At 56.1% G+C, this 16126-nt stretch carries 17 protein-coding genes; 5 read left to right on the forward strand and 12 right to left on the reverse strand.

Annotated features, from left to right (window positions below):
• Window positions 1-137 precede the first annotated feature (137 nt).
• Together sbcD and sbcC are read left to right on the forward strand one after the other, a co-directional pair.
• On the forward strand, window positions 138-1343 hold the full coding sequence (gene sbcD / locus L350_RS11370) for an exonuclease subunit SbcD (RefSeq protein WP_032624766.1): 1206 nt from the start codon (window positions 138-140) through the stop codon (window positions 1341-1343).
• Window positions 1340-4471, forward strand: a complete 3132-nt coding sequence (gene sbcC / locus L350_RS11365; RefSeq protein ID WP_032624768.1) for an exonuclease subunit SbcC — start codon at window positions 1340-1342, stop codon at window positions 4469-4471. The genes sbcD and sbcC overlap by 4 nt, the downstream gene beginning before the upstream one ends.
• A gap of 87 nt (window positions 4472-4558) precedes the next feature.
• Here sbcC and mak read toward each other — a convergent pair whose 3' ends face one another.
• Window positions 4559-5464 carry a fructokinase gene (gene mak / locus L350_RS11360; protein WP_003859127.1) on the reverse strand — a complete coding sequence of 302 codons (906 nt, stop codon included), beginning with the start codon at window positions 5462-5464 and terminating at the stop codon, window positions 4559-4561.
• A gap of 123 nt (window positions 5465-5587) precedes the next feature.
• Here mak and rdgC point away from each other — a divergent pair, with 123 nt between their 5' ends.
• Window positions 5588-6502, forward strand: coding sequence for a recombination-associated protein RdgC (rdgC, locus tag L350_RS11355; protein ID WP_032624769.1), 915 nt, complete (start codon window positions 5588-5590; stop codon window positions 6500-6502).
• A 47-nt stretch (window positions 6503-6549) separates the two neighbouring features.
• Here the strand turns inward: rdgC and ppnP are convergent, their stop codons facing one another.
• The 5 genes from ppnP to L350_RS11330 all read right to left on the reverse strand — a co-directional run bounded on the left by ppnP (window position 6550) and on the right by L350_RS11330 (window position 9186).
• Window positions 6550-6837, reverse strand: a complete 288-nt coding sequence (gene ppnP, locus L350_RS11350; protein ID WP_003859131.1) for a pyrimidine/purine nucleoside phosphorylase — start codon at window positions 6835-6837, stop codon at window positions 6550-6552.
• Between the two features lie 71 nt (window positions 6838-6908).
• On the reverse strand, window positions 6909-7586 hold the full coding sequence (locus L350_RS11345) for an AroM family protein (RefSeq protein ID WP_032624770.1): 678 nt from the start codon (window positions 7584-7586) through the stop codon (window positions 6909-6911).
• Between the two features lie 236 nt (window positions 7587-7822).
• Window positions 7823-8014: a protein YaiA gene (gene yaiA / locus L350_RS11340; RefSeq protein ID WP_032624771.1), complete on the reverse strand. Its 192-nt coding sequence runs from the start codon at window positions 8012-8014 to the stop codon at window positions 7823-7825.
• Window positions 8015-8058: 44 nt separating this feature from the next.
• Window positions 8059-8583, reverse strand: a complete 525-nt coding sequence (aroL, locus tag L350_RS11335) for a shikimate kinase AroL (RefSeq protein WP_022647212.1) — start codon at window positions 8581-8583, stop codon at window positions 8059-8061.
• Between the two features lie 144 nt (window positions 8584-8727).
• The gene (locus L350_RS11330; RefSeq protein ID WP_022647211.1) at window positions 8728-9186 is read right to left on the reverse strand and encodes a YaiI/YqxD family protein; all 459 of its coding nucleotides are present in this window, start codon (window positions 9184-9186) and stop codon (window positions 8728-8730) included.
• A gap of 97 nt (window positions 9187-9283) precedes the next feature.
• Between L350_RS11330 and proC the strand changes: the two genes are divergently transcribed.
• Window positions 9284-10093: a pyrroline-5-carboxylate reductase gene (gene proC / locus L350_RS11325; protein ID WP_032624772.1), complete on the forward strand. Its 810-nt coding sequence runs from the start codon at window positions 9284-9286 to the stop codon at window positions 10091-10093.
• A gap of 16 nt (window positions 10094-10109) precedes the next feature.
• Here the strand turns inward: proC and adrA are convergent, their stop codons facing one another.
• The 5 genes from adrA to L350_RS11300 all read right to left on the reverse strand — a co-directional run bounded on the left by adrA (window position 10110) and on the right by L350_RS11300 (window position 14467).
• Window positions 10110-11213: a diguanylate cyclase AdrA gene (gene adrA, locus L350_RS11320; protein WP_032624773.1), complete on the reverse strand. Its 1104-nt coding sequence runs from the start codon at window positions 11211-11213 to the stop codon at window positions 10110-10112.
• Between the two features lie 102 nt (window positions 11214-11315).
• A complete protein-coding gene (gene psiF, locus L350_RS11315; RefSeq protein WP_022647208.1) occupies window positions 11316-11636 on the reverse strand; it encodes a phosphate starvation-inducible protein PsiF in 321 nt (106 codons plus the stop codon).
• Window positions 11637-11930: 294 nt separating this feature from the next.
• Window positions 11931-12191, reverse strand: coding sequence for an anti-adapter protein IraP (iraP, locus tag L350_RS11310; protein WP_003859148.1), 261 nt, complete (start codon window positions 12189-12191; stop codon window positions 11931-11933).
• Between the two features lie 208 nt (window positions 12192-12399).
• Window positions 12400-13614, reverse strand: a complete 1215-nt coding sequence (locus L350_RS11305) for a multidrug efflux MFS transporter (protein WP_032624775.1) — start codon at window positions 13612-13614, stop codon at window positions 12400-12402.
• Window positions 13615-13783: 169 nt separating this feature from the next.
• Window positions 13784-14467, reverse strand: coding sequence for an extensin-like domain-containing protein (locus L350_RS11300; protein ID WP_032624776.1), 684 nt, complete (start codon window positions 14465-14467; stop codon window positions 13784-13786).
• A gap of 104 nt (window positions 14468-14571) precedes the next feature.
• On the opposite strand from L350_RS11300, the gene ddlA reads away from it, so the two are divergent.
• Window positions 14572-15669 (forward strand): D-alanine--D-alanine ligase, encoded by a 1098-nt coding sequence (ddlA, locus tag L350_RS11295; RefSeq protein WP_022647205.1) that lies wholly within the window; start codon window positions 14572-14574, stop codon window positions 15667-15669.
• 3 nt (window positions 15670-15672) lie between these two features.
• Here ddlA and L350_RS11290 read toward each other — a convergent pair whose 3' ends face one another.
• The gene (locus L350_RS11290; protein ID WP_022647204.1) at window positions 15673-15891 is read right to left on the reverse strand and encodes a DUF2754 domain-containing protein; all 219 of its coding nucleotides are present in this window, start codon (window positions 15889-15891) and stop codon (window positions 15673-15675) included.
• Window positions 15892-16126 lie beyond the last annotated feature (235 nt).

Raw genomic sequence — 16126 nt, forward strand, 5'->3', positions numbered from 1 at the left:
ATTATGCGTCAGATTTATGACAGATTTATGAAAAACATTACCACGATAAATAGCAAACTGTTGTTTTATTACAGCGGTTATTTTCCGTTCCCCGAACGTTTATAATCCTGCTTTCTTATTATTGCCACGGATCTCTTATGCGCATACTTCACACCTCAGACTGGCACCTGGGTCAAAATTTTTACAGCAAAAGCCGCGCCGCGGAACATGAAGCGTTCCTGAACTGGCTGCTGGAGACGGCTCAGGCTCACGAGGTGGACGCAATTATTGTGGCGGGCGACATTTTTGATACCGGATCGCCGCCGAGCTATGCGCGTGAGCTGTACAACCGTTTTGTGGTCAACCTCCAGCAAACCGGTTGTCACCTGGTGATTGTCGCCGGAAACCATGACTCGGTGGCGACGCTGAATGAATCCCGCGATATTCTGGCGTTCCTCAATACCACCGTGGTGGCCAGCGCCGGACACGCGCCGCAGATCCTGAAAAAACGTGACGGCACACCGGGCGCGGTGCTATGCCCAATTCCGTTTTTACGCCCGCGCGATATCGTGCAAAGCCAGGCAGGCCTGTCCGGGAGCGAAAAACAGCAGCATCTGTTGCAGGCCATCACCCGCTATTATCACCAGCAGCATACGGAAGCCTGCGCCCTGCGCGGCGAACAGGCCATTCCTATCGTTGCCACCGGGCACCTCACCACAGTCGGGGCCAGTAAGAGTGACGCGGTGCGCGAGATTTATATCGGTACGCTGGACGCGTTTCCAGCGCAAAACTTTCCTCCCGCCGACTATATTGCCCTCGGGCATATTCACCGGGCCCAGATCGTCGGGGGATGCGAGCATATTCGCTACTGCGGCTCGCCCATTTCCCTCAGTTTTGACGAAACGGGCAAAGCCAAATCCGTGCATCTGGTGAGCTTCACCGAAGGCAAACTTAGCGCCGTTGAGACGCTTGAGGTGCCGGTCACCCAGCCGCTGGCAGTGCTGAAAGGCGATCTGGCCGCCATTACCGCTCAGCTTGAGCAGTGGCGCGGCGCAGTGCTTAATCCCCCCGTCTGGCTCGATATCGAAATCGCCACCGATGACTACCTGTACGATATGCAGCGTAAAATTCAGACGCTGACGGAAGACCTTCCTGTGGAGGTGCTGCTGGTACGTCGCAGCCGCGAGCAGCGCGAGAAAATTCTGCTGAACGCCCAGCGTGAAACGCTTAGCGAACTTCGGGTTGAAGAGGTGTTCGCGCGGCGGCTTGCGCATGAAGAAGTGGACGAGGCCAGGCGCACCAGGCTTAACGAGCTGTTTGCCCATACCCTGCATTCCCTCAATGACGAGGACGAAAACGCATGAAAATTCTGAGCCTGCGTCTGAAAAATCTGAATTCGCTAAAGGGTGAGTGGAAAATCGATTTCACCGCGGAGCCTTTCGCCAGCAATGGGCTGTTTGCCATCACCGGCGCAACCGGCGCGGGTAAAACCACGCTGCTGGATGCCATCTGCCTGGCGCTTTACCACGAAACACCGCGTCTTAATAAGGTCTCTCAGGCACAAAACGACCTGATGACGCGCGATACCGCCGAATGCCTGGCTGAAGTGGAATTTGAGGTCAAAGGCGTTGCTTATCGCGCTTTCTGGAGCCAGAACCGCGCCCGCAACCAGCCAGACGGGAACTTACAGGCACCGCGCGTTGAGCTGGCCCGCTGCGAAGACGGCAAAATTCTGGCCGATAAAGTCACGGATAAGCTGGAACAAACCGCCGCACTCACCGGGCTGGACTATGGTCGCTTTACCCGCTCGATGTTGCTCTCTCAGGGGCAGTTTGCCGCCTTCCTGAACGCTAAACCGAGCGATCGGGCAGAGCTGCTGGAGGAACTGACCGGCACGGAAATTTACGGCCACATTTCCGCCATGGTTTTTGAAAAACACAAAGCGGCACGCAACGCGCTGGAGATGTGCGAAGCGCAGGCCGCAGGCGTTGTGCTGCTGAGCGAGGAACAGCAGCAGCACTTGCAGCAAAGTTTGCAGGCACTTACTGACGAAGAAAAAATCCTGCTGGCACAGCAGCAGAGCCAACAGAAAGATTTTCAGTGGCTTACGCGTAACGACGAGCTGATACGTGAGCAGCAACGCGCAGCCGCTTCGCAGCAGCAGGCGCAACAGGCTCTGACGGACGCCGCGCCGCAACTGGCGAAGCTCCAGCTGGCACAGCCCGCCGCCCAGCTACGTCCGCTGTGGGAGTATCAGCAGGAGCAGACCACCCGCCTGGCGCAGACAACAGCGCGAATTGTTGAAGTAAACACTCGCTTACTCGACAGAGCGGCGCAGCGCTCGCGTATTCGCAACGGTGCGCTGCGCAACCGTGAACAGTTGCAGAAAGAGCACACGGTACTGACGCAGTGGCTAACCGAACACGATCGTTTCCGTCAGTGGGGGCAGGAAATTGCCGGCTGGCGGGCGCATTTTACGCAACTGAGTCGCGATAAAAATCAGCTTGTGGCCCAGTCAGCGCGTATGGCTGAGCTTCGTCAGAAACTGGCTGAGATGCCGGAGAGTACGCTGACGCTGACGGCTGAGGATCTCGCGACGGCAATGGAGCAACAGGCGCAATCGCGGGCGCTCCGCCAGCGTCTGACTGCGCTTCACGCTCGCTATCAGCCGCTGCAAAAACGGCTGCGCCATAATGCGGAAAGCGTGCAGAAAGCGCAGGCTGAGCAGGCTAAGCTCAATGAAACGCTGATCCTGCGGCGTCAGCAGTTCAAAGAGAAAAATCAGCACCTTGCCGACCTGAAAGCGCTCTGTGAGCGTGAGTCAACAATCAAGGATCTTGAGAACTATCGTGCTCAGCTGGAAGCGGGTAAGCCTTGCCCGCTCTGCGGTTCAAGCGAACACCCGGCAGTTGTGCAGTATCAGGCGCTTGAACTGACCGACAATCAGCGCCGCCGCGACGCGCTGGAGAAAGAGGTTGCCGCGCTAAAAGAGGAAGGATTGCTGGTGCTCGGGCAGGTGAATGCGCTCACCCAACAGATCCAGCGCGAGACAGAGGAAGTACAGGCCCTCTCTCAGGAAGAGCAAGCATTCACTAAAGAGTGGCTGGAGGTCTGCGCCTCCCTGAACATAGCGCTGAATATTCAGGATGATATTGCCCCCTGGATGAGTGAACAGGAGCAGTATGAACGCCAGCTGTATCAGCTTAGCCAGCGTCTGACGCTGCAAAACCAGCTCAATGAACAGGAAGATCAGGCGCGCCAGTACCAGCAGCAGCTGACGGCGACGCGTCAGGCGCTGGCGGCCTCGCTAGAGTCGCTGTCGCTTAGCGTGCCCGATGAAGGGGCCGAAAGCGCCTGGCTGAGCGCACGCGAAGCTGAATATACCCGCTGGCAGGAAAAACAGGCCCAGCACGGTACGATTCAGGAACGTATTAACGCCCTGATGCCCATCCTGGAGACGCTGCCGGATTCTGATGACGCAGAAGCCGACGCGGTTATCCCTGAGAACTGGCGCGGCATCCATGACGAATGCGTGTCGCTACAAAGCCAGCTCGCCACCCTACAGCAGCAGGAGACGCTTGAGCGTGAACGGCTTCAGCAGTCGCAGGCTCAGTTCAGCGCCGCGCTGACCGCGAGCTGCTTTGCCAGTCAGGAGGCATTTCTCTCCGCCCTGCTGGATGAAGCGTCGATCCGCCAGCTTGAACAACAAAAGCAGACGCTGGAGAACCAGCTCCAGCAGGCCACGGCGCTCTCCGTACAGGCAAACCAGCAGCTTCAGGCGCACCAGGCACAACGCCCGGAGGGGCTGGAAACCGACGCCGCAACCCTTCAGGCGCAGTTACACCAGCTGGCGCAACAGCTTCGTGAAAACACCACGCGTCAGGGGGAGATCCGCCAGCAGCTCAAACAGGACGCCGATAACCGTCTGCACCAGCAGGCGCTTATGCAGCAGATTGAGGAGGCGGCGCGTCAGGCTGACGACTGGGGCTATCTCAATGCGCTGATAGGCTCCAGCACCGGCGATAAATTCCGTAAATTCGCCCAGGGGCTGACGCTGGATAATCTGGTGTGGCTTGCCAACCAGCAGCTCAACCGTCTGCATGGCCGCTATCTGCTTCAGCGTAAAGCCAGCGACGCGCTGGAGCTGGAGGTGGTTGATACCTGGCAGGCCGATGCGGTACGCGATACCCGTACCCTGTCCGGCGGGGAAAGTTTCCTCGTCAGTCTGGCGCTGGCTTTAGCGCTTTCCGATCTGGTCAGTCACAAAACGCGCATTGACTCGCTTTTCCTGGATGAAGGGTTCGGCACGCTCGACAGCGAAACGCTGGACACCGCGCTGGATGCGCTCGACGCGCTGAACGCCACCGGGAAAACCATCGGCGTGATCAGCCACGTAGAGGCAATGAAAGAACGTATTCCGGTGCAGATCAAGGTGAAGAAGATCAACGGGCTGGGGTATAGCAGGCTGGACAGGGAGTTTGCGGTGCAGTAAATGGGGGATGTTGCCCTCACCCTGGCCCTCTCTCTGTGGGGGAGGGTACAAACATCAAAAACGGCAACGCAAGTTGCCGTTTTGCGTTTATTCCGGCCAGAGCCACGCCGCGCCGCGCACACCGCTGGAATCTCCATGGACGGCTTTGCGGATCGGCGTTTCGCATTCGCCCCCAAATACCCACTGTTTCACCAGCGTTGGCACCGTCGCGTACAGCCGGTCAACGTTGCTCATGCCGCCGCCCAGCACAATCACGTCCGGATCGAGGATATTGATCACATGCGCCAGTGATTTAGCCAACCGCATTTCGTAGCGGCTGAGCGCCAGTTCAGCCACCGGATCCTGCTCCTCAACCAGACGCATAATCTCGTTGCCTTTCAGCGGCTGGCCGCTCAGACGATGATAATCGGTGGCAAACCCCGTGCCGGAAATAAAGGTCTCAATACAGCCCTGCTTGCCACAGTAGCACGGCACCTCGGCACGGTATTTGAGTTCATCTTCGTCCATCCACGGTAACGGGTTGTGCCCCCACTCACCCGCGGTGCCGTTGCCGCCAATATGCGAGCGCCCACCGAAGGCCACGCCCGCCCCGCAGCCGGTACCGATAATGACCGCAAATACGGTCTGCGCGCCAGCCGCTGCGCCATCTACGGCCTCAGAGACCGCCAGGCAGTTAGCGTCATTTGCCAGACGCACTTCCCGGTTCAGACGCTGGCTTAAGTCTTTATCAAACGGCTGACCGTTGAGCCAGGTGGAGTTGGCATTTTTCACCACGCCGGTATACGGCGAAATGGAGCCGGGGATCCCCATCCCGACCGTGCCCGTCTCGCCCGTTGCCTGCTCTGCCATATCGACCAGGCGGGCAATCGTCTCTATGGTCTGGTGATAATCATCGCGCGGCGTAGGCAGACGGTGGCGAAACAGTTGCTCCCCCTGCTCGCTCAACGCAATAACTTCTGTTTTGGTGCCGCCCAAATCAATCCCAATACGCACAAGACACTCCTCATTATTTTGATTATCAACAGAGTAGAAGCCCGCTTCCCGATTAGCAATGCAAGCGATGCGACAATTCGTTATCATGCCCGCTGATTTAACGACAAGGCCGTGGAAATTATCATGCTGTGGTTCAAAAATTTGATGGTTTACCGTCTCAGCCGCGACGTTTCGCTGCGTGCAGAAGAGATGGAAAAACAGTTAGCCGCTTACTCCTTTACCCCTTGCGGTAGCCAGGATATGGCAAAAACCGGCTGGGTTTCGCCAATGGGTTCTCAAAGCGATGCGCTGACCCACGCCAGCAGCACGGGGCAAATCATCGTTTGCGCCCGCAAAGAAGAGAAGATCCTGCCGACGCCTGTGGTGAAGCAGGCGCTCGAAGCGAAGATCTTCAAGCTGGAAGCTGAACAGGGCCGTAAGCTTAAAAAAACCGAAAAAGATTCACTGAAGGATGAAGTGCTGCACTCGCTGCTGCCGCGCGCCTTTAGCCGCTTTAGCCAGACCATGATGTGGATCGACACCGTGAACGGGCTGATCATGGTCGACTGCGCCAGCGCCAAAAAAGCGGAAGATACGCTGGCGCTGCTGCGTAAGAGCCTTGGCTCATTACCGGTGGTACCGCTGGCACTGGAGACGCCGATTGAGCTGACCCTGACTGAGTGGGTGCGCAGCGGGACTGCCGCGCAGGGCTTCCAGATCCTTGATGAAGCAGAGCTGAAAGCGCTGCTGGAAGATGGCGGCGTGATCCGCGCGAAGAAACAGGATCTGGTGAGCGACGAGATCGCCGTGCACATTGAAGCGGGCAAAGTGGTGACCAAACTGGCACTCGACTGGCAGCAGCGCATTCAGTTTGTGATGTGTGATGACGGCTCCGTGAAGCGCCTTAAATTCTGCGATGAACTGCGCGATCAGAACGAAGATATCGACCGCGAAGATTATGCTCAGCGCTTTGACGCAGACTTTATCCTGATGACCGGCGAGCTGGCGGCGCTGATCCAGAACCTGGTGGAAGGTCTCGGCGGCGAAGCGCAGCGTTGACAGGTAAAACGTAGGCCGGGTAAGCGAATGCGCCACCCGGCATGCTTTTATTTCAGATAGCGGCACAGATAAGAGGTTGGCTCTGCAACCTGCAAATGGAACTCGCTGTGGCCCGGCACGTTGAAGACCTGCCCGGCACTGTAGACTTTCCACTCCGTTTCACCCGGCAGCAGGACGTTCAGAGCGCCGCTGACCACCGTCATCTCTTCCGCTTCTGCGGTGCCAAAGGTGTATTCCCCTTCCGCCATGACGCCGACACTGGCGCGGCCAGTGCTGCTGCTGGTAAAACCAATGGATTTCACTTTACCGGAAAAGTATTCGTTACTTTGAAGCATGAACTGGCCCTTATATTTATAGAGAAAAATCCACTATAGGGGCCATGCTCATGACCTGTCACGCAAAATCATTACACCAGTAATTCTGACGCCAGGCGCGCCATCAGGACGTTAGAGAGCAGCACCGGAACATCCAGCGCCTTTTGCAGTAAATCACGATGCCGCTGATGGAAGCCCAGGCAGTCGAGCATCAGGACATCCGCCCCTCTGTCGATCAACTCCTGCCCGGCCGCAATTAGCTTCGCTTCGCTGTCCCAGAACGGGTTTGCCAGCGCGTACAACGGGGTGTGCTCCAGCGCGGCCCAATTCACCGTCTGGTTATCCAGCAGTTCTTCTACGGGAACGATCACGCCCACCTGATGACCATCAACAATTGACGCCACCAGCGGGGGGATAATCCGCATCGGTTCGAGCAGAATGGCATTACGCGCGCTGAGTCCTTTAACGGGTGCTGTGCTCATCAGCAAAATGACGTCATAGTCCTGATTGTCGAGCACTTCGATCACACCCTGTAGCGCGCGCTCGATTTTCTGGCGCGACACATGCGCCAGTTTACCGTCACTGAGTAACGTTGCCAGGGGATCTTCCCCCTCTCCGACCGCGTAGTCTTCCATGACCTCTTCCCGACTGAGCTTCCCTAACAGACTGAGATGCGTAATTTGTTGTTCAGAGACATGCTCGGTTAAGAGCGGTAATACTTCGCTTACAGGCACCACACCAATCGTGAGGATCGCCAACGTCGCCTTCATTTTGATCGCCTTCCGTTACTACCACAACTGCCACACAAGTACAGGCTCACTACGCTGCACTGTTCATTTTTTCAACAAAACAGCACCAAGGGTAGCAGGGGATCTCTACACCGTAATGTAAAGATCGACTGGCCTTTCCGAATCCACCTGTAATAACTAAATATTAACTGCTGCTTAACATCAGCGATATGTTAAAAGTGTGATTCAGGCACGGTTGTAACGAATTCGGATTCCTGTCAGGACTTCTCAGGATCCTCATAGCGCCGTTTCGCATCCAGCGCTTCCTGTTCGGTTTCATGTTCGCTGATCAGCGAATCAGGTTTTGGGTGATCGGCACGCAGCTGGTACCAGGTTACGGTCTGATCGCCGTTACCTTTTTCAACGATAACGATGCGGGCTTCACGTGGATAGGGAGGTCTGGTTGGCATAGCTCATCCTTTTTTTATGTCTGAGCTATGAGTATAGACGGCTGTCAGCTGGCGCAAGCCAAACGCAGGGCGGTAATAATCTGAATCGCAACTTTCTCGGGTGACGCTGACGCATCCACAACGTGGTGTGCCGCCTCGCGGTACAGTGCATCGCGTTCGGCGAGGACGTCGCTGACCTCTTCACTCAGCGGTTTCGCGGTCAGCGCCGGGCGCTGTCCCTCTTCCGGAAACGCCTCCAGCCGCCCCACCAGCGTAGAAACCGGGGCACAGAGGTAGATTACGACACCCTTTTCGCGCATAAACTGGCGGTTATACGGCGCCAGAATAATGCCTCCACCGGTCGCAATCACGGTTGACGGCGCGGTCACCGCTTCCAGCGTGGCCGTTTCGCGCGCACGAAAGCTCTCCCACCCCTCATTCTCCACGATATCGGCGATGGTCTTACCGGCATTCTCCTGGAGCCAGTGGTCAGTATCGACAAACTGACTCTGGCACAGACGCGCCAGCTCCAGACCAACGGTGGTTTTCCCACAGCCGCGAGGGCCAACTAAAAAGATGGGTGGGTTCATAACCAGGTGTTCCCCTTGCTGCCGGATAACTGAAGGCTGTAAAGAAATGATTGCAGAAGATGTTGCGCTAACTTTACTGCAAAGCGGTACGGAATGACAAGCCTGTGGAAGTCACACTGTACCACAAAACAGCCCGGAGGTGGGCTACGCCGGGCGGCGCTTCACTTCCAGCAGCCATTTATCCAGCTCGGCGGCAAACTGCTGGCGATCGCGCTGCGACAGGCTGTCCGGCCCACCGGTTTGCACGCCGCTGGAACGCAGGGTATCCATAAAATCACGCATGGTGAGCTTCTCCCGGATCGTTGCCGGCGAATAGCGTTCTCCGCGCGGGTTAAGCGCCGCGGCCCCCTTCGCCAGCACGTCGGCAGCCAGCGGGATATCCGCCGTGATCACCAGATCTCCTGCGTCACACAGGCGTACTATCTCGTTATCTGCCACGTCGAACCCGGCCGGCACGCGCAGAGAACGAATGAACCTGGAGGGCGGCACGCGGATATTCTGGTTCGCCACCAGCGTCATCGGCATCTGCACCCGCTCGGCGGCGCGGAATAAAATCTCTTTAATCACATTCGGACACGCGTCCGCATCAACCCAAATCGCCATAGTGTCTCCCCATTATGATTCTGGCGACTATTGTCACCTGCATTTCGTTGTTAAGCTATCAATGAGAGATAACAACGCATAATAACGGAGAGACGTGATGGATAAGAAAATCGGGTTTATCGGCTGCGGAAACATGGGTAAAGCTATCCTCGGTGGACTGATAGCCAGCGGCCAGGTGCTGCCGGGGCAGATTTGGGTCTATACCCCATCCCCGGATAAAGTCGCGGCGCTGCGTGATGAGTATGGTATCAACGCCGCCGAAAGCGCGCAGGAAGTGGCTCAGGTGGCGGACATTGTCTTTGGCGCCGTTAAGCCGAATATCATGATTAAAGTCCTGAGCGAGATCACCTCCAGCCTGAACAAAGAGACCCTGGTGGTGTCGATTGCCGCAGGCGTGACCCTCGACCAGCTCGCCCGCGCGCTGGGGCACGACCGTAAGATTGTTCGCGCCATGCCAAACACCCCGTCGCTGGTAAATGCCGGTATGACCTCCGTTACCCCGAACGCGCTGGTTACTTCTGAAGAGGTGGCGGATGTATTGAACATTTTCCGCTGCTTCGGCGAAGCGGAAGTGATTGCCGAACCGATGATCCACCCGGTTGTCGGCGTGAGCGGTTCTGCCCCAGCGTATGTCTTTATGTTTATCGAAGCCATGGCCGATGCCGCCGTACTTGGCGGTATGCCGCGCGCGCAGGCCTACAAATTTGCGGCGCAGGCGGTGATGGGCTCGGCCAAAATGGTGCTGGAAACGGGTAAACATCCGGGCGAACTGAAAGATATGGTGTGCTCGCCGGGTGGCACAACCATTGAAGCCGTGCGCGTGCTGGAAGAGCGCGGGTTCCGCTCCGCCGTGATCGAGGCGATGGAAAAATGCATGGAAAAATCAGAGAAGCTGAGTAAGTCCTGATGCGTTACGCCGGGCGTCAGGCGGCCACTTCGGTGCGACCCCGTCCGGCATTTTTGGCTTTATAGAGGGCCACGTCCGCGGCCTTTAGCCATTCACGATAGTGCGTGAACTGCGCCCCCCAGGGGGCAACCCCAACGCTGATACACAACCTCGCCATAGGTGCTCCGTGCAGCGGCATGTTGACCAGCCTTTCATGGACGCGCGCCATCGCCGCAATCGCGTTTTCGGCAGGCGTGCCGGACATGATCACCGCAAATTCATCTCCCCCGAAGCGGCCAATATAATCGCCTGCGCGCAGGGTCAGCTGAAGCTGGCGCGTGATGGCGACAATCGCTTCATCCCCCACGTCATGCCCCCAGGTGTCGTTGATCGTCTTGAAGTGATCGATATCGATGAGCAGTATCGTCGCCTGTCGATGGCTGCGACGGCAGGCCTCAAATTCGTTACGCAGCAACGTTTCCCAGTGACGGCGATTGAACACGCCGGTCATTCCGTCGCGGGTACTCATCAGCTCAAGCCGACGCTTATGCTCTGCCAGCCGGATCGCCGTGCGGTGGCTGAGCCAGGCAAACAGCATGGGGTAGACCACCAGCACGGGGAGCGTCAGCCACAACGCCAGCGGTTCAGAGGTCAATAGCACAGGAGTACCCGTGGATTGCACGGTGAGCAGGGCAGACAGAGCAAGCAGCGCAAGTCCTGTCAGAAATAAGCGGCATCCCCCCGATCCCATCATGTTCATGCCGATCATCACGATCAGCGCCGCCGTTGGCAGCGCATTGAACCCTATTAAGCCCATCCAGACGCCAGCAATGATGGCATCGATTTTCAGATTAACGATTTCACCGCCGTGGGGGCAGGTCGAACGAAAAGCCAGCTGCCAGGCCAGATGGGGCCAGACAAAGACCCAGCCCACCAATAACAACCACCAGACGCCAGAAAGAAGCTGACTCACCAGAACGCTGGCAAGCGGAACAAACAGCGCCGCCAGACCAACGATGCGTGCCAGCCGTATTCGCCGGGCAAATCGCAGACCGGAACGGTATGAGTCATCCTGAGAAAGCTGCTGATACCACGCTTCCCGAATGTTCTCGTGATTGTCATAAAACTCATCATTCATCATTTTTGGGAATATTCTGAAACATTTTCCCAAATTATAGAGAGGGGGATAGCGGGGAAAGTATGAAATTTTGGGTGAGCCACAGCCGTGACTCACCCGTTAGCACTACGCCTGTTTTTTCAGGCACGCGCTCATAAACTTGCTGCGATCGTCGCCTTTCAGCATCTGCTGTGTCGCCTGGGCATTGCACTCGCGCATTTTTTGCTGCTGCGGGGTCAGGCTTTTTTCACCCGGTTTGGTCGTACCATTTTTAAGGCAGTCGCTCATATACGTTTTACGGGCATCCCCTTTCAGACTTTGCGAGGTCGCCTGTTGGTTACAGGTCGTCATGCGCTGCTGCTGGGGCGTTAACGTTTTCTCTTCCGCATGTGCTGAGGCGATCAGACACAGGCCAGAGAGCAGGGTAACCAGTATTGTTGTTTTCATTGCACCATCCTTTATGTGAAGTTCCACGTTAAGTCTGGTTCGTTACGGGAAAAAAACCACCCTGCGGCCATGATTTTCACCGTGATTCAGGGTTATTTCAGTCCCGTCGCAGCGCGATTATTATTAACCGGTTTCACAGGAACGGAGGAGGTAATTACGAGCGATTTTAATGCGGTGAAAAGTGTGCTCTGCTTCATTTTAATTTCCCCATGGTAACAGGGTAAAAATAAAAACAGAGCGACGCCAGGCATCCTGCATGACAATTCTGTGACACGTCATTTCACCTCTGGCCGGTTAACTGCGAGGATGCCTTAAAAGCTTCTTTACGTATTGCTGAAGCAGCTCCGCGTCCTCTGCAGGCACCTGTGAATCAGGGCGAGCTTTTTCCAGCGCGCCTTCAACGTTGTCGATCAACGCCTCCTGCTCTGGTTTTGCCATCTGTCGCAGCAGCGCCGTCACAACGATCTCCAGCGCCTCGACCTGGGCAACCAGCTCTTTCGACTCTTCTTCCTTTTGGGCAAGCTTAACCAACAACTCAGCAATGAGATTTTTCATGGTGCTATGTCCTTATGTGATTTCCCCTGAAATTAACACCCTCATTGAATAATGAAAAGCATGGATTGGTTTTATCTTATGCAAAAGTGACATTGCTGCCAAAAAAGATATTTCGGAGCGCAAGCGAAACGTTTTTCTAAAAGACAGAAGCCGCATTTCGTTATATAAAAATGCGGCCATCATAAGAATTAATAATATATTATCGTGTTTACCTGGCTGACTTTGCCTCAGCGATTCGCCGGCGACGGCGCAAGGCAAAGGCTAGTTGAACAATATTAAGAAGCACCACCGCCGCCGTCGCGGCAAATACCCAGCGGAAACCCGCCATCGCCGAGACCGAGGCGCCAATAAGCGGGCCCGCTACGTTGCCTAAATACATGAACGACTGGTTGTAGCCAAAAATGCGGCCGGTTACCTGGTCACTGGAATATTTCACCAGCAGCGTCTGTACAGCGGGCAGCATAGCACCATCCGCGAAGCCAAGCAGGAAGCGCAACACCCCGAGCTGAAGCGGTGTTGTGACGAACGACATGGCAAAGAAAAGGATCACCGCAATGATGAGCGTTGCCATCAGAATGCGTGCCGTACCGATCCTGTCGCCCAGTTTCCCCAGACGCGGAGCGGACATCAGCGCCGACACGCCCGGCACGGCGGCAATCATCCCGCTCAGAAAAGCAATGTTGCTGCTGTCCGGTGCCATCGACTTGATAAACAGCGCCAGAATCGGTCCCACCGAGCCGTTACAGAGCTGGATCACCATCGTTGTCACAAAAAGGCTAATCATCAGGCCAGGATAAGGTAGCGAGGCGAAAACCGCCTTTCCGCTCAGGCGTTCTGATTTGCTGACGACAGGCCGACCGCCCTCTTTAATCAGAAAAAGGGTGACCAGAAAGGTGACCGTTAGCAGGATGGCGGTAATGATAAAGACCGCGCGCAGCCCAACATGGTCAGCCAGGAAGCCGCCGAGCAGGGGGCCGCCAATTACACCGCTAATCTGGGCCGTGGAAAGCGTGCTGAGTGCCCAGCCGCTCCGCTCGCGCGGTACCTGTGAGGCCACCAGCGCCATGGCATTCGGAATGTACCCGGAGGTCAGCCCCATTATCGCCCGCAGAATAAACAGCTGCCAGACGTTGGTGGCGAAGGCCTGGAGCAAAATGGCTATCGCCATCCCCAGCGAGGCGCGGAGCAGCATCAACTTGCGCCCCTTGCGATCCGCAAGGCTGCCCCACATCGGTGACACAATGGCGGACACCAGAAACGTCACGCTGAACGTCAGGCCGGACCACATAGAGAGCGCTTCATGAGAAGTGACCCCCAGCTGCGACACGTAAAGCGGCAGGAAGGGCAATATCTGGCTGATAGCCAGTCCGGTGAAGAAGCAGCCGAACCAGACTGAAATGAGGTTAACTTTCCAGGATTCCATAACAGAAATAGTCTTCATTTTTAGGCGAATTCGCCGACAGATTAGCAAGTTACGCGCAATGACATAGCGCCAGAGATGCGGCCTTGCAGACTTTGGTGTTTTATCTTCCCAGTCATCATATTTGTGAGATAAGTCACAATCTATCCAATTTTCGGCGGAAGATTATGCTTCATCGACATAAGCCATAGCCGCGCATTCCCAGATGGAAATGGTTGGCATGGGCGGCATTGTAGTCCGGCCCCAGACCGTTACCGTAATAGCCGCAGCTTGCCGACAGCAGCGCCTGTAGCCAGGGCTGCGTCTTTTCCGCTTTCCAGCCATTGAGGACGGTAACACGCTGTCCGTTTGCCAGCCTGAAAGCGCTGATATCCAGCGCATCCGCCGTGGCATGTTCGCTGCGCCGCGCATCCGGGCGGCTGTAGATATTGCGGCAGGCGAAGCTGCCCAGATGTTCAATACGCGTAAGCTCGCTGCCGGTCCAGGTTTTGGTGAGCGGCCGGGCCTGCTGGCTGACAAACAGCGCCGAGCTTAACGCCAGCGGGCAACTGGCGAGGAAGCTGCTGTTCAGGCTGACCGGGCCAAAATCGCGCACGCGCACCACGTTACTCAGCGGACACTCCCCGTCGCTGTCAGCGACAGCCTGGGTACGGATAAGCTGGCGTTGATTCGCCTGCGCTAACAGGTTTTCGCACGCCTGCGGCGTTAAGTGCCGGAGTTTAAACTGGGTTATTTTTCCAGGCGGATCGTCAAGCGTAAGCGGCACGAAAGGGTTGTAATGCGGCGGCAACCAGCGGTAGCCCACCGTGGCGATCCCGGCAATAACAATAAGAATAAGCAGACCTTTTCCTTTCACGCGCCCCCCTTCAACATCCCTCGAAACATTATGGCAGAAGGCCGCGAAACCCGCCGGGCATCGTGGTATGTTATTGGCTTTTCGTCAGACTGGAAGAGAGTGAGATGGCAAAGCAGCGCGTAGGTATTGTCTTTGGGGGAAAATCATCAGAGCACGAGGTGTCATTGCAATCGGCTAAAAATATCGTTGATGCGATTGATAAAAGCCGTTTTGACGTGGTGCTGCTGGGCATTGATAAACAGGGCCAGTGGCATGTTAACGATGCCAGCCAGTATCTGTTACACGCTGATGATCCGGCGCGCATCGCCCTTAATCCTTCTGATATCAGCGTCGCAACGGTTCCAGGCGTGGCACAGGGACAGCTTATCGATGCCGGGAACGCGCAGGCGCTGGCACAGATTGACGTGGTGTTCCCTATCGTTCACGGCACGCTGGGCGAAGACGGCTCCCTGCAAGGCATGTTGCGGATGGCGAACCTGCCGTTTGTCGGCTCCGATGTGCTGGGTTCTGCCGCCTGCATGGATAAAGACGTCACTAAACGTCTGCTGCGCGACGCCGGTCTGAATATTGCACCGTTCGTCACGCTCACTCGCGCCAACCGCGATAAACACAGCTTCGCGCAGATCCAGGCGCAACTCGGCCTGCCGCTGTTCGTGAAACCGGCGAATCAGGGCTCATCCGTCGGCGTCAGCAAAGTCACCAGCGAAGCACAGTTTAACGATGCCGTTCGTCTGGCCTTTGAGTTTGACCACAAGGTGGTGGTTGAGCAGGGAATTAACGGGCGCGAAATTGAGTGCGCCGTACTGGGTAACGACTTCCCGCAGGCGAGTACCTGTGGTGAAGTGGTGCTGAATAGCGACTTCTACTCCTACGACACCAAATATATTGACGACAAAGGTGCCCAGGTTGTGGTTCCCGCCGCGCTCGATCCTGACGTTAACGACAAGATCCGGGCGATCGCCGTTGAAGCCTATCAGGCGCTGGGATGCAGTGGGATGGCGCGCGTCGATGTGTTTCTGACGGCGGATAACGAGGTAGTGATTAACGAAATCAACACCCTGCCGGGCTTTACCAATATCAGCATGTACCCGAAATTGTGGCAGGCCAGCGGAATAAGCTATCCGGAACTGATCACCCGCCTGATTGAACTGGCGCTGGAGCGTCACGCCGCTGACAGCGCCCTGAAAAGCTCTGTTAACTGACGGTTAGTCGGCTTTCTCTGCCGTCGTCTCATCGGGACGACGGCGGATAATGAATCCCGCCAGCCAGAAACTGATTACCCAGGTCACCAGCCCAACCGCATAGGTTTGCCAGCCCTTCGCTTCAAATCCCAGCAGCCCGACAACACCGTTGAGTATAAAGATCAGCCCGATCGCAAAGGCGTAGTAATGCCAGTCACGGCGTAGTTTGGAAGTGAGCTTCATGACAACTCCGGCAGAAAAAAAACTATCCTCTCACAGTTTGATAAAGCCGTCTGTGGCGGATACGTAAATTCTGAAAAGCAGCGCAGTTTCACTTATGTTATCAATTTGTGACGTGATGCAGAAATCGACAATCCAGGAGAAATCCTGAGCCGAATTTCCCACGATTCTGATATTGACAAATGCTATGACCTGTCACACTCACCCTGTACGACGCGTATTAAAACAGAGTGATATT

Origin of the sequence: Enterobacter sp. MGH 4 (genome assembly GCF_000534735.1) — a bacterium.
Lineage (GTDB): Bacteria > Pseudomonadota > Gammaproteobacteria > Enterobacterales > Enterobacteriaceae > Enterobacter > Enterobacter intestinihominis.

Coding starts and splice junctions, on each gene's coding strand:
- L350_RS11305 (WP_032624775.1), bottom strand. CDS start 13,614: ATGGAATCCTGGAAAGTTAACCTCATTTCAGTCTGGTTCGGCTGCTTC.
- ppnP (WP_003859131.1), bottom strand. CDS start 6,837: ATGCTTCAAAGTAACGAATACTTTTCCGGTAAAGTGAAATCCATTGGT.
- psiF (WP_022647208.1), bottom strand. CDS start 11,636: ATGAAAACAACAATACTGGTTACCCTGCTCTCTGGCCTGTGTCTGATC.
- sbcC (WP_032624768.1), top strand. CDS start 1,340: ATGAAAATTCTGAGCCTGCGTCTGAAAAATCTGAATTCGCTAAAGGGT.
- L350_RS11330 (WP_022647211.1), bottom strand. CDS start 9,186: ATGGCGATTTGGGTTGATGCGGACGCGTGTCCGAATGTGATTAAAGAG.
- sbcD (WP_032624766.1), top strand. CDS start 138: ATGCGCATACTTCACACCTCAGACTGGCACCTGGGTCAAAATTTTTAC.
- adrA (WP_032624773.1), bottom strand. CDS start 11,213: ATGATGAATGATGAGTTTTATGACAATCACGAGAACATTCGGGAAGCG.
- L350_RS11345 (WP_032624770.1), bottom strand. CDS start 7,586: ATGAAGGCGACGTTGGCGATCCTCACGATTGGTGTGGTGCCTGTAAGC.
- ddlA (WP_022647205.1), top strand. CDS start 14,572: ATGGCAAAGCAGCGCGTAGGTATTGTCTTTGGGGGAAAATCATCAGAG.
- yaiA (WP_032624771.1), bottom strand. CDS start 8,014: ATGCCAACCAGACCTCCCTATCCACGTGAAGCCCGCATCGTTATCGTT.
- iraP (WP_003859148.1), bottom strand. CDS start 12,191: ATGAAAAATCTCATTGCTGAGTTGTTGGTTAAGCTTGCCCAAAAGGAA.
- L350_RS11290 (WP_022647204.1), bottom strand. CDS start 15,891: ATGAAGCTCACTTCCAAACTACGCCGTGACTGGCATTACTACGCCTTT.
- rdgC (WP_032624769.1), top strand. CDS start 5,588: ATGCTGTGGTTCAAAAATTTGATGGTTTACCGTCTCAGCCGCGACGTT.
- proC (WP_032624772.1), top strand. CDS start 9,284: ATGGATAAGAAAATCGGGTTTATCGGCTGCGGAAACATGGGTAAAGCT.
- aroL (WP_022647212.1), bottom strand. CDS start 8,583: ATGAACCCACCCATCTTTTTAGTTGGCCCTCGCGGCTGTGGGAAAACC.